The sequence below is a fragment of the Paracoccus alcaliphilus genome, from assembly GCF_028553725.1.
GTDB classification, from domain to species: domain Bacteria; phylum Pseudomonadota; class Alphaproteobacteria; order Rhodobacterales; family Rhodobacteraceae; genus Paracoccus; species Paracoccus alcaliphilus.
Window position 1 is genome coordinate 271,269 of the sequence record NZ_CP067127.1, and the last position, 12,278, is coordinate 283,546.

The 12,278-nt window shown below is 61.1% G+C and carries 8 protein-coding genes and 1 pseudogene; 3 read left to right on the forward strand and 6 right to left on the reverse strand.

Translation table 11 applies throughout. From position 1 onward, the window contains the following. Positions 1-754: 754 nt before the first annotated feature. Positions 755-1,627 (forward strand): SDR family oxidoreductase, encoded by an 873-nt coding sequence (locus tag JHW40_RS23430; RefSeq protein ID WP_272849045.1) that lies wholly within the window; start codon positions 755-757, stop codon positions 1,625-1,627. A 741-nt stretch (positions 1,628-2,368) separates the two neighbouring features. Here JHW40_RS23430 and JHW40_RS23435 read toward each other — a convergent pair. The 6 genes and pseudogenes from JHW40_RS23435 to JHW40_RS23460 all read right to left on the reverse strand — a co-directional run. Continuing rightward, positions 2,369-2,989: a sulfotransferase family 2 domain-containing protein gene (locus tag JHW40_RS23435; protein WP_090617483.1), complete on the reverse strand. Its 621-nt coding sequence runs from the start codon at positions 2,987-2,989 to the stop codon at positions 2,369-2,371. Positions 2,990-3,049: 60 nt separating this feature from the next. Continuing rightward, on the reverse strand, positions 3,050-4,171 hold the full coding sequence (locus tag JHW40_RS23440; protein WP_170851967.1) for a polysaccharide pyruvyl transferase family protein: 1,122 nt from the start codon (positions 4,169-4,171) through the stop codon (positions 3,050-3,052). Positions 4,172-4,247: 76 nt separating this feature from the next. Next, positions 4,248-4,985, reverse strand: coding sequence for a sulfotransferase (locus JHW40_RS23445; protein WP_090617487.1), 738 nt, complete (start codon positions 4,983-4,985; stop codon positions 4,248-4,250). Next, positions 4,978-7,674, reverse strand: a complete 2,697-nt coding sequence (locus JHW40_RS23450; protein ID WP_090617489.1) for a glycosyltransferase — start codon at positions 7,672-7,674, stop codon at positions 4,978-4,980. Before JHW40_RS23450 ends, JHW40_RS23445 begins: the two co-directional genes overlap by 8 nt. 13 nt (positions 7,675-7,687) lie before the next feature. Continuing rightward, positions 7,688-9,175: a DUF6212 domain-containing protein gene (locus JHW40_RS23455; RefSeq protein WP_090617492.1), complete on the reverse strand. Its 1,488-nt coding sequence runs from the start codon at positions 9,173-9,175 to the stop codon at positions 7,688-7,690. Positions 9,176-9,647: 472 nt separating this feature from the next. Next, positions 9,648-9,794: pseudogene (locus JHW40_RS23460) on the reverse strand (UDP-glucose 4-epimerase GalE); the annotation flags it as partial. A gap of 226 nt (positions 9,795-10,020) precedes the next feature. Here JHW40_RS23460 and JHW40_RS23465 point away from each other — a divergent pair. Beyond that, positions 10,021-10,962: a hypothetical protein gene (locus tag JHW40_RS23465; protein ID WP_090617494.1), complete on the forward strand. Its 942-nt coding sequence runs from the start codon at positions 10,021-10,023 to the stop codon at positions 10,960-10,962. 10 nt (positions 10,963-10,972) lie between these two features. Then, complete coding sequence (locus JHW40_RS23470) at positions 10,973-12,220, forward strand: polysaccharide pyruvyl transferase family protein (RefSeq protein WP_170851968.1); 1,248 nt, start codon at positions 10,973-10,975, stop codon at positions 12,218-12,220. Positions 12,221-12,278 lie beyond the last annotated feature (58 nt).

Sequence of the window (12,278 nt, forward strand, 5' to 3'; positions counted from 1 at the left end):
TATAGGAACCCTGACCTATACAAAGTCAAGTTGTCTTCATCGCTGAATGCCAGATCGCCGCATGCTAGCTTGGCGTGGCGATCGGGACCGCACCAGCGCGGCGGCTGTCTCACTCGCCGAGAAAACGTCGACAACCTTGAAATCGCGCTTCATTGTTTTGCGTCTTTTCGATCCGGAAGTCTTCCGCCTTCAGTCGTACGTTCTGTGGGGTGAATTGCGTGATCGTAACTGTAAAACGCGACACGTGGTCCGAAGAGCATCTTGTTGACGATCTCGATCCCCCAGCGTCGACCATGATGCAGACAAAGATGGCGTAAAAATCCTCACCGGCTCTGGATCTTGTGGGGCAACCGGTTGAGCGTGAAATCATCGGCACGATGACTAGGCCGCGCGCGCCAGCCGAAAGGCCGTCACCGGTGCCTCTTCCGTGCCGAGATAGCAGCAGTCAGGACCGTTTCCGTGGCGCTGGCCGGCACCATGCCGAGAGCCAGCTTCTGCCGATGCATTTCAGTCATTCGGAATCTGCTCGCCAATAGGACAAAGAGAAAAATCAGCGATTTTGTTGCTTTATCGGGAACAACAGGCACCGGTTCCTGTTGCACCAGTTGTAAATGCGCGGACATGTCATTTGCACCGGCTCCCGTGCAGGCAAAACCAGGAAAGCGAGTGTCTCAAGCGGCACGAGTGCCCCAACGTTTAGAATTGATGCCGCATCTCTTGTCGAGGTGAAGCAGCATTTGAACAGGAGTAAAAAATGCAGGATGATCCGCAGAAGAAGCACGTCCAGCCTCCGCTGCCCGAACAACAGCAGGACATGCCCGGTTATACCGGCCAGATGGATCCGCAACCGGATCATGGTGAGGAGAGCTATCGCGGCAATGATCGGCTCAAGGACCGCGTAGCAATCATTACCGGCGGAGATTCAGGCATCGGGAGGGCAGTCGCCATTGCCTTCGCGCGGGAAGGCGCGGATATCGTCATCAACTATCTGGAAGAAGACGAGGATGCGCAGGACACCGCCCGCTGGGTGGAAAAGGCCGGGCGGAAGGCTGTTCTGGCGCGGGGCGACATCTCGGACGAACATTATGCCAGATCTCTGATTGGCAAGGCCGTGGAGGAGCTGGGCCGGCTGGACATTCTGGTCAATAACGCCGCTCATCAGGCAACATTCGAGCAGTTCGAGGATATCAGCACCGAGGAATGGGACCTGACCTTCAGGACCAACATCTATTCGATGTTTTACCTCTGCCAAGAGGCGGTAAAGCACATGAAACCGGGCGCTGCGATCATCAACACTTCGTCGATCAACGCCACAAGCCCTTCGGCAACCTTGCTGGCCTATGCCACAACCAAAGGGGCGATCGCGAATTTCACGGCAGGGCTCGCGGGGCTGCTGGCGGATCGGGGCATCCGCGTCAATGCAGTGGCTCCGGGGCCCATCTGGACGCCGCTGATCCCGTCGACCATGCCGGAAGAGAAGGTAAGGAACTTCGGCAAGGACACTCCGCTGAAACGGCCAGGGCAGCCCGCCGAACTTGCGGCGACCTATGTCCTGCTTGCATCGAGCGAGTCGAGCTATACCACTGGCGCTCTCTATGAGGTGACCGGTGGACGGCCGATGTTGTGACGCAGACAGAACGGGGCCAGCTACGCCATATTCGCGTACTGGTCTGACCTATCAGGTCCCCCCACCCATTCCGGAAAGCACGTTAGCGCCCATATCGTTGCGCTGGCACGACCGATGGGCCAAACCAGTCCGGGTTCACCGCCGTTACACGATCATTAATGTTCGAACGCGGGAACGGCTGAGCCAGGATATGTTTGAGACGCTGGCTCCTCTGCCGAGCAATGCGTCGGACGATTTTGCCCTACCCAAATCGTTTAGCTGTTCGATCTGACATTCGTGCATACCATTCCTGCAACTGATTCCGTTATTGTTGAGGGAACTGTCGTTGCTCAGCCAACCAGAAACCACAGGCTCGCCATAGCGATCAATGCCAGCAGCACGAGCGCGGGGGCCCAGGCGCCAAGTGTCAGCCGCGCTCCTACTTGCTTGGACTTCCGATAGTAGTCCATGTCGACAGGTGCGCCAGCCTCGCCTGCCGAACGATCCGTTTTCGTTTCGGACCTGTTGCGAACGGTATCTGATGACCTGTGCTGTTGCTGTCCGTCTACCGGCATAAGCGGCGTCCTCCATGCAATGGGACCCCAGAACACCGACCGCCCGCCAATGTTCCCGACGGTGCCGATCTTTAGTGGGAACACCTTATGCGGCAAACGGTTACGTCAGTTGGCCAACGCAAACAGGAGGCACGCATGGCACGGACAGTAGGCGATTTCTCCTGGCAGCGGTTGAAGGATTGGGGAGTCACCCGAGTCTTCGGCTATCCTGGCGATGGTAGCCGAACCGCTCGAAATCCTTGGCGTAGTGGGTCTGGACGCGGATCCGGTCGGCCACATCCCAGACGATCTCCTGAGGCGCGCTGCGCAGTTCGTGCGGGGGCGTCTCGGGGGGCGCCACGCCCAGGACATCGGCGAGGCGCGCCAGCGGCGCGGCCAGGCCGTCCTCCAGCCGGAACACCTCGACGTCGTTGCCCAGGAACTCCCATTGCGGGCGCAGGTGGTTGTCCAGATGGAACCTGTCGCGCTGCTGGCGGTCTAGGTTCTCCTCGATCCAGGGCGAGAAGGCGGGCAGCCCCTTCCAGAAGCTTTCCTTGGCAAGCTCGGCGCGCATCCGGTATTCGCTGGCGATCCGGTCATAGGGGTTGCGCACGATGGTCACGGCGAGGTCGAAGAACCCCTCGCCCAGCAGCGCCCGGATATCCTGGGCGCGATAGTGCTGCGGCGTGCAGCGGCTGGCATGGGGGATCCCCATCGAGAACAGCCGCAGCGGCGCGATGCCCTTCATCCAGGTCTCGACCGAGGTGCCCCCGGCCTTCGGGATATGGATGAAGAGGACGCGTTTGCCGTTATGCTGGATGAAGGGCATGGCGGTATTGGCTCCGGAAGAGAGGCCTGCAAGAGGCAAGGTCGCGCAGAGGGAAGATGCTCACGCCTCGACCGCTGCGCGGATCTGGTAGCCGTTTTCCTTGAAGAAGGCCTGCATCTCGGCATGGCAGCGCCGCAAGGCCGCATTGGTCTTGTCCCAGGAATGGGACAGGATCGCCTCGGCGGGCGAGACCCAGGGATCTCGCACGTCCTGATAAGGAAGCGCATAGAGTTCGCAAAACTCGCGGATGCGCGAGTCATAGACATAATAATAGCAGGGTTTTCCCTGCAGCAGGGCCACCATATTGCCGTGGAAGCGGAAGCCTATGATGGCGTCCAGTTCGGCCGCGCGAGCCAGCCATTCCTCGATGCTGGTGACGCTCACCATGTGGGCGATCAGTTCTTCCGGGGTAAGCCGGCCGTCAGGGGCAATGCGCTCGACGATCTCTTGCGCGGCGGCAAGACGCTGGGTCATGGGCAGGTCGGCGTCGGCAACGTCGAATTCCGCTTTTACCCCCTGCTCGAAGAGGTAAAGGGCGCTGCATTCGTCGATGCCATACCGGATCGCGTCGACATGCGCTTTTCGTGCCTCTGTCGGAGTGGCGCAATAGATGCTTTTGCGCAGGCCGGTATGAATGGAAACGCCAATCCGGCGCTCGGATGAGGCCAGGGACGGGCTTACTTCAACCTGCGGGCATTGGAGCGTGTAGAACACCGACGGACAGCCCGTCAGCCGAATATTCTTTCCGCCCAGCCGCTCGACGACGGCGGCGGTAAATTCTCCGCGCACCGAAATCGAGTTCGACCGTTCGGAGAGGCGGGCAATGAAGTCCCGGGCGCCTGCATTCTGGTCCAGGAAGGACACGTCGCTTTCGGAATTCTGCGCCCCCAGGCCGACAATGGTCAACGGCGCATCGATACTGTCCAGGGTCTGGTTTGCCCCTTCAAAATCGAACCTGTTATGAAGATAGGTCGAACCCCGGATCAATGCCCGCGACACCGGCTGTTCCAGCGTCCTGGGAAAGCCGACGCGGACCGTGTCATCCAGCTCCACTTGGCGAAGCAGAGCGGCACAGACCAGCATGTCGCCATAATTCGGCTTCCAGCTGGACGTCCTCATGCTTGGCCAGGTGGTCTGATTTCCCTGAAAGGAATGATTGAAGTGAACGAGAGCTGTCGTCATGTTTGTTCCCGATAAGAGGCCGCCTGATCTTTCAGCGGGCATCTACAACGTGTGAATTAAGGCTTCCGCGATCAGATCAATGCCGGAGTTTCTGGCCCAACGTCGCTCCGATCGCGTCATCCGACATATCCTCGCCCAGAAAGTTATAAATCTCCCGGGCGTAATCGATTCCCTCGGCGTATTTCTCGTAGCTGATCGTGAAGCAGATATCGGGATTTTTCCGGGAATATTCCGAAAACATTTCATCCGCCTGCTTCAGCTGCTTGTATACGACGTGCTTGGGCTTGTTCGCCCACCAGCTCGATCTGGAAACCGCGTCATGGTTCCGGGTCTGGAAAAGGAAGCGGGTCTTTGGAAAGCTGTCACGCAGATAGTCCAAGTGACTCTCAAAGAAGTTGGGATCCTCGTGCAGCCTGATTTCCTTGAAGCCGCTTACCCGACACCCCGTCTCGGGCTTGAGAACTTTTTCGGCAAAAAGGTTCATCAGCGAAAGACGAAAATCCTCCGGCTCTACGCTTTCCGCTCCGGCCCAGGGGTCATAGGGCTGTCCCAGGATGTTCTTCAGATAGGCACGGCGTTCCTGCGGCTCTTTGGCGAGGTCTTCGCGCCGCCACGTATACATATCGTGCTTTGCAACCAGATGGATCGCCCGGGAAAGAAAATACGTCAGATTCCCGTTTTCCCCGCGAATGCTGTATCCCGGTATGGCATTGAGCAGGCTTTGCGTCAGCGTCGATCCCGAGCGGCCATAGGTCACGACGAACACATAGCCGTCCTTCGGCGCGTAGAGGGCCGGGTAACGTTCTTCATTCATGGTCTTTATTCCTCAGGCCTTCTTCCCGCCGGCCGCAAGCATCGTCTCCAGCCGTTCGATCACCGGCCGCAAGCATCGTCTCCAGCCGTTCGATCACCGGGCGCACCGCGCCGTCCCAGTCGCGCCCCCGCATATCAAGCCTCGCCTGATGCGCAAGCTTGTGCAGAAGATCCGGATCGAAGCAGAGGCGCCGCAGCGCGGCCATGGCCTCGTCGACGGTGTCGCTCTGCGACAGGACGACGCCGTTCTGCCAGCTCTGGACCACCTCGGAGACCGCGCCCGCATCGGTCGCGATGGGCACGACCCCGGACCGCATGGCTTCCAGGATGGTCAGCGGCAGGCCCTCGAAATAGGACGGCAGGACGAAGACATCCGCCCATTCCAGGGCCTCGGCCAGGCCTTCCGGGGTGGTGATCGGCGGTTCGATCATCCGGGCGATGCGCGAGGGCAGGCGCATCCCCCCATGGGTCACCACCTGCTTGCCGATCAGGCGCCAGTCGATGGGCAGCGATTCCGAGCGCGAGGAATCGATGATGCTGATAAGCCGCTCCAGCCCCTTCTGCTGGTCGAGCCGGCCCAGATAGATGACCCGCAGCCTGTCGGGGCGGTTCTCGCCGGACCGCCGCGCGTCCAGCCGCTGCGCCGAATCCTCGGGCAGGTCGAAGCTGGGCGCGTTCAGCAGCGGGATGACCTTTTCCTCGGGCACGCCCATGGCGTGGCACCAGTCCGCTAACTGCCCCGAGCAGGGCAGGAACAGGTCATAGGCATGTTCGAAGGCAAGGCCGAGATAGGTGTTTCCGACCAGCCGCTTGAACGGGCTGTGGTCGTTCAGGTGGAGGGACAGCGCGGTCTTGACCCCGAAGCGCTTCAGCCGGCCCATCAGCCCCGAGATGGCGCCGCCGTGGAAGTTGATGACGACATCGAGCCAGGCCAGCATCGCCGTGGCGTTTCTCTGGTCGCCCCATCGCGACCAGTCGGGGACGTCGGTGCCCAGATAGCTGGAACCGGCCTGGCCCCAGGTGGCGAAACCGTCGTCGGCCAGGAAGGTGACGCTGTCGAAGGTCTCGTGCCATTCCGCGCTGAACTGGCAGCTTTTGGCGTCGACGACGAACAGGTGCGGGCGCCAGCCGGCGCGCTTCATGGCCCGCGCGGTGTTGAGGGCGACCCGTTCCACGCCGCCGAATTCGACCAGCGGCAGCACGAAGCCCATGTCGCGGCCATCGCGATGCACCCGCGGATAGGCCGCCTCGGCCAGGGTGGGGACGCGCGTGATCTCGTGCGTGCGCGAGCGCCAGGGAATGTCGGGATGGCGCCAGTCCCATTTCTGCGCCAGCGCCGCGCGCATCGGCGAGGCGCGCAGCCGCGAGGCGAAGGCGACGAAATCATGCGCGGCAGAGCGGTAGGGCGGCACGTCCTTGCTGAAGAACTGCTCGCAGAGGGCGAAGCCGAGGACCAGCGAAGGCAGGCTGCAGGGCCGCGAGGCGATGCCCGAGGCCCAGGCGATTGAGGTGTCGCGGGCGATCTCGGGCAGCAGCTGCGGACGGATCATGAGAAGTGCGGCGCCCAGCTCGCGCTTGCCCTGGATGTCTTCCTCGGTCCAGGTGATCCGCTCGCTTTCGTGGGATTGCAGTTCCAGGGCGACGAAGGGCTTCTGCGCCAGCCGCCGTTCCATGGTCCACAGCAGGCCATGCAGCAGCTTGGCCTGGCGAAGCTGTTCCAGGACGCTGGAATGGGTCATGACCAGCAGCGGCGGGGCATGGTGATGCGAGTTGTCGGTCTGGGTCCGCCACCACAGATCCTCGTATTCGGCGGCCGGCACGCAGCGTTCGTGGCCCAGGTCGGGATCGGTGGTCAGCAGGACTTCATCGCGGTCGCTGAGATAGATCGCATAGCGCGGGGCTTCCCGCTGTTCCAGCGTCAGCAGGCCCCGCGGGCCGAACAGTTTCTTGTGCTTCTGCCGCATCACGCTGCGGATGGCCTCGGCGTCGCGCTCGGAATCGGCCAGCATGGATTCGGCGCGCTTGCGGTAGAGGAAGCCGAAATTGTCGATGTTCTTGCCGCGGAAACCGGCCTCGGCGGCGGTGAGGAAGAAATCCCAGTCCTCGAAGCCGGATTTGAACGCGGTGTCGAAGAAGACACCGGCGTCGAACACCGCGCGCCGGATCAGGCTGCCCGCCTCGCAGACATTCATCACGGTATGGATCAGCAGGGAATAATCGCCGCCGTAATCGCCGGCCCATTGCAGGCCGAACATGTCGATATTGGGATAGATCCAGCCGATCTGCGGGTCTGCTTCCAAGGCGGCCATGGCATTGCCCAGGGCATCGGGCCGCAGGCGGTTGTCGGCATCCAGCATGTAGATCGCCTCGACGCCGGGCCATGCCGTCAGGGCATGGCGGATGCCGTGATTGCGGGCGTCGCTGAGCCCGCCATTGGGCTTGCGCAGATAGGTGATGCGGTCGGGATAGGCCATCGCATAGTCGCGGCAGACCTGCTCGGTCTCGCGATGGGGGCAGCCGTCATTGACCAGGACGATGGTGATGGAAAAGGGCGCGCGCTGCTCCAGCACGCTGTCGATCGCCTCGGACAACAGGACAGAGTGGCGGAAGATGGGCACGACGACCGCAATGCGCGGGCTGTCCGCGCGCAGCGGATCGCCGTCGAGCGTCAGCAACTGGGTATCAGGCATGTCCGGTCCCCGGTCAGTATTGCAGGGTGAGGTTTGCAAAGGTCGACCAGCCGAAGTGATTGTTCAGCACCCCCTTGGGCAGGCGGGTCAGCATGTAGACGTCGCAGGGCTGATCCAGCGGTTCCGGCAGGATCAGGTGAACCTGTCCGTCCTCCTGCGGGGCAAGGCGGATCCAGTCCGAGGCGAATTGCGGCCTGAAGGCGGGAACCTCGCCGTCATGGGGGCGATGGGCCGAATGCGGCGCCAGGGCGATCTGGTATTCGACGGGCGGGGCATCGGCGTGATAGGTGCGCACGTCGGCATAGACATGGCGCGCCCCGGGTAAGGCGACACCCGACAGGATCGCGCCCGCCAAGCGCTCCTCCAGCACATGGACCAAGAGCGCCGAGGTATTCGGCTGCAGCCTCAGCATCTGATTGGAATCATTCATGTCCCGGGCGGTGGTGAGGGTCTCGCCCAGAACCCGGCGCAGGCGGTTCTTGCCGCCGACCGGCAGGATCGCCGTGGCCGCCAGGGGCGCGCTGGCGCCCGCGATCCAACGCCAGATCTGCAGCGCCGGTACATTGGGCGTGGAATGATCGCCCATTTGCGCCCAGAAGCGCTGCTCGGGATGCTGGACCGAATTGGACAGCTTGACGGTGCTGCTGCCCTGATAGCTGACCGACAGCACCAGCGTCACCGCGTCGGGCCCCAGGGCGCGCTCCAGCGACAGGCGCAGCCAGCCATGGCGGAGCGTGTTCGCCGGCACTTCCCAGATCGCCAGCGTATCGCCGCCCTCCAGACTGGACAGGCTGGCATGGAGAATGCCGTCGGCGGGCGGGGTCTCGTTGGCGATATGGATGGAAATGTCGCTGAGCCCGGCACTGGCGCCGGGCAGGCGTTGAACCAGTTGCGCTCCGCCGCGCAAGGTCAGCGGCAGCTGGCCGGCGATGGGCGACAGGGTGATGTCCAGCATCCGTTTCTGCGAGACATTGCGATAGAGGAACATCTCCAGGTCGCGAAACCCCGCCTGGGTTTCCTCATGCTGCCGGCGCAGAAGCCCCAGTTCCCGCATCAGCCGCGTCGACCGGACCGCGGCGGTCTGCCGCTCGTCCGACATCTGCAGGACCAGCCATTCCAGCACCGCCAGGCGGCGCGACGGCAGGTCTTCGCCCCGGACCGCCAGGGATTGGGGCGCGGGACCGCCCGTCCGCTCCTCCCAGAAGGCCCCCATCCGGGCCAACTCGTCACGCCCCCGGCTGGACAGCGGCAGGCAGCCGATCGCCACCAGCATGACCTGGGCGAGGGCCAGGTCAGTCCCCGCGCCCGTTCCCGCATCGGGCCGGAAGGTGATCCCGTCCTGCGACCTGGACACCTCGATGAGCGTCACGGGAAGGGCGAGGCTGCGGGCCTCGGCCATGTCTGCGGAAGCGACCAGCAGGGCGGAGGACGCGGCGGCGCGCAGGCCGGAGGCGGTGCTTTCCCGGTCGAGGGAGAAAAGGGGCTGGGACTGATGTTTCATGATCTAACGCATCTATGGCGGGGGCCTGAAGCCACGGGGGGAGGTGGAGGCAACATTTCGACTAAACAACTTGGGAAATTTTTTACTCTCTACTCTCTGGGGTTTCCGCAGCACAACCCCTGCGCCGGCTCCTTGCGTGAACTCGCCGATCACGGTGGGGCATGGTGTTCCTTCCATCAGGGGGCGCGCAGGGCCGGGGCACGAGCGGACATGCTTTCCCAGACAGTCCAGGCCGTATGCGGAAAGCTCGGCGATCTTGCGATAGCCATGGTGACGGCCGGATGACAGTCGGGGCGATTTCTGCGCGTTTGACAGGCAGGATGCGGCGCGAAACCTCGTCTTGCCGCCCAAAACGGCAGATCCTGCATCCGATCCTGGCCCTGTCCGCAGGGAAGCGGATCGCATCCTTGCGGCGAAACGGCCGCAGGGCGGGCGGGCCCGGGGAAACCGGGCCCGCGGCAGCAGCGGAACCTTACTTGTCGTAGTGTCCGGTCTGGTGCCAGGTCCAGGCATCCGCGATCATCTGGTTCATCGTCGATCGTCCCGGCGTCCAGCCAAGGCGCTGTTCGGCCTTGGTCGAGCCGGAGACCAGCTTGGTGCAATCGCCGGGGCGCCGCGGTTCATCACCTAGGGTATTTTCCTATTAACTTAAGATCCAGAAGATGATGATTGCGGCGAGGATGATATTATTGAGGAAGATGTCTCCGCATCACTCATAGCGGGTAGCAATGGGCATTAATGATGAAGCAATTGGCGCTGGAAAGATCTTGATTGTGACGATAAATATCTATTAGCGACCAAGTCGTTCCCTTACGCACGCAAAGAAAAATCCGGATTTACGTCATATGAAAACTTGCTATCTTCACCTCGGGATGCCCAAGACAGGTTCAAGTTCCATCCAGAGCGCATTCGCCGGCTTCGAAACGACCGACCTAGCATATGCGAAGCTTCGGGGCAGCAACCACGGTCCTGCCATTTGCTTTGCCTTTTCTCGCAAGCCCGATCAGCTTCCTGAAATCGAGTGGCGCGGATGGAATTTTTTCAAGTTAAATCATCATTTTACAGATTTCAAACAGCAGTTCGAACAGTCGTTGAAACCCCAAAAAAGCATCATTTTTTCAGGTGAAATCATCGTCGATCGTCTGGACGCCGAGGAATTCGGAAAACTGGTTGCGAAGCTGCGCGCCCATTTCCAGCGGGTTGTCGCCATCGCCTATCTCCGTCCGCTGGCTTCACTGGCCTCGAGTCAGTTCCAGCAGCGATTGAAGACCGGCCAGCGACGCTTCGTTATCCCCGCCCCAGACTATCGCAAACGCTTCGAGAAAGTGCTGGCGGAATTCGCTTCCGGCGATATCATCTGGCGCCGCTTCGACCGTGTCGATCTGCATAATGGTGACATCGTGGCCGATTTCGCGCACGTGCTGGGCACTGAGGTACCACCTCGGGCCGAAATATCCAAGAACGAGTCGATGAGCGCCGAGGCATTGGGTGCACTTTACGCCTTCAATCGCTTTACTGCACCGGCGCTGCCCACGGCCATGCGGAACCGTATCCGCGACCAGATGCAGGAATCCCTGCGACACGTCGGCCAGACAAAATTCGGTCTGGATGCCAAGCTGATCGAGCAGCATATCGAGCGCCATCGCGATGACATCATGTGGATGGAAAATGTCTGTGGCTTCGACGTGAGGGGCAAGTTCAGCACGGTTCCCAACCCGATTGCAAATCAGCGTCAGCTGCTTGAACTTGCGGCCAGCCTAGGCGATAAGGTAGATAGCCGCATTTGAGATGGCCTCCATGACCCTACAAGCTCCTGTGAAGCCGGCCATCACGACGACGACCGCCAAACGTATCCTGTTCCACGCGGCCGGTCTTGCGACGCACCGTCCCGCGATAGGAATACCACATCTTCTGGGGGTGCAGCCGACGGTTATGCACAGCCTGCAGGGCTTGCTGCCGTCGCATCAGTTGACTGGCAACCGTGGCAATATCATCCATGCCGAAGCCCCGGCAAAGCTGTTCCAGAAGATCCCCGACCAGTCGGCTTATGGAAACCTATCCAAGCTGCTCAAAACTCTGGGGGAATCCTTCGCTGATCGGATCGCCGAGAATTTCGATGTGGTGGTTGTCTCGCTGGCAAATTTCATCCGCCCCAACCATGACATCTCGGCCCTGGGCCGCGCATTGATGGCGCTGGATGGTCGCGTCCCCTTCATCGTTCTGGGGGCAGGGGTCCAAGGCCGCAACTCCATATCGAAAATCTCACCCGGAACCGTGAGCACGATAGGGATTATCAATGAACGGGCGGCGGTTTTCGGCGTTCGCGGCAGGGAAACTCGCGACTGGTTGCACAAGAACGGCTTCACCCGTGCCGAAGTCCTGGGCTGCCCCAGCCTCTATGTGTATCCGCAATCGATCATGGGACTTGACACTACCAATGCCCGCCGCAAGGGCAATGCTGCCAGCGTGCTGACCGCAGGCCATCTCAGCATCCGCGAGGACGCAATGGTCAAGCGCGGGCTCACCCTGGCGCAGGCATTCACGGGGATTGATGCCTCTTACGCCATGCAGGACGAATTTTTGCATTACAGCGATCTGAAGAAGGTGGCGAACCTCTATAACGACGGCAATTCCGAAATCGACCCGAAGGTCATGAGCGAATGGCTGAGCGGAAAGGCCGGGCTGCCGATCAATTTTCGACGCTATTATTACTTCAACGAATCCGGTTCGTGGCGTCACGGTGCGTTGCGTCATGATGTCTTTATCGGTGACCGTTTCCATGGCGGTATCGCCGCTCTACAGGCGGGCTTGCCCGCCATTTTCCTAAAGGAAGACAATCGCGTCGGCGAACTGACCGGGTTGTTCGACTTGCCGGCGTTGTCGATTAGGGAGTTCCGCAAACTCGGGCTTGCCGGAACTCTGGACGAGATGCTGCATGAGCAGAAGCTTGCGCAAATGAAGGCGACATATCGGCAGCGCTTCCGGCATTTTCGCAAAACCATGGCGGATCAAGGTCTTACTGTCGCTTCGCGGTTGCCCGAATAGAAAAATGCCTCTCGGCAGTTTTAATATGACAGCAGAGGAATGCCGATGCCGGGCGGAC

Excerpts from the sequence above, each read along its gene's own strand:
- JHW40_RS23440 (WP_170851967.1), bottom strand. The coding sequence starts at position 4,171 with ATGACGACAGCTCTCGTTCACTTCAATCATTCCTTTCAGGGAAATCAG.
- JHW40_RS23430 (WP_272849045.1), top strand. The coding sequence starts at position 755 with ATGCAGGATGATCCGCAGAAGAAGCACGTCCAGCCTCCGCTGCCCGAA.
- JHW40_RS23435 (WP_090617483.1), bottom strand. The coding sequence starts at position 2,989 with ATGCCCTTCATCCAGCATAACGGCAAACGCGTCCTCTTCATCCATATC.
- JHW40_RS23470 (WP_170851968.1), top strand. The coding sequence starts at position 10,973 with ATGACCCTACAAGCTCCTGTGAAGCCGGCCATCACGACGACGACCGCC.
- JHW40_RS23445 (WP_090617487.1), bottom strand. The coding sequence starts at position 4,985 with ATGAATGAAGAACGTTACCCGGCCCTCTACGCGCCGAAGGACGGCTAT.
- JHW40_RS23465 (WP_090617494.1), top strand. The coding sequence starts at position 10,021 with ATGAAAACTTGCTATCTTCACCTCGGGATGCCCAAGACAGGTTCAAGT.
- JHW40_RS23450 (WP_090617489.1), bottom strand. The coding sequence starts at position 7,674 with ATGCCTGATACCCAGTTGCTGACGCTCGACGGCGATCCGCTGCGCGCG.
- JHW40_RS23455 (WP_090617492.1), bottom strand. The coding sequence starts at position 9,175 with ATGAAACATCAGTCCCAGCCCCTTTTCTCCCTCGACCGGGAAAGCACC.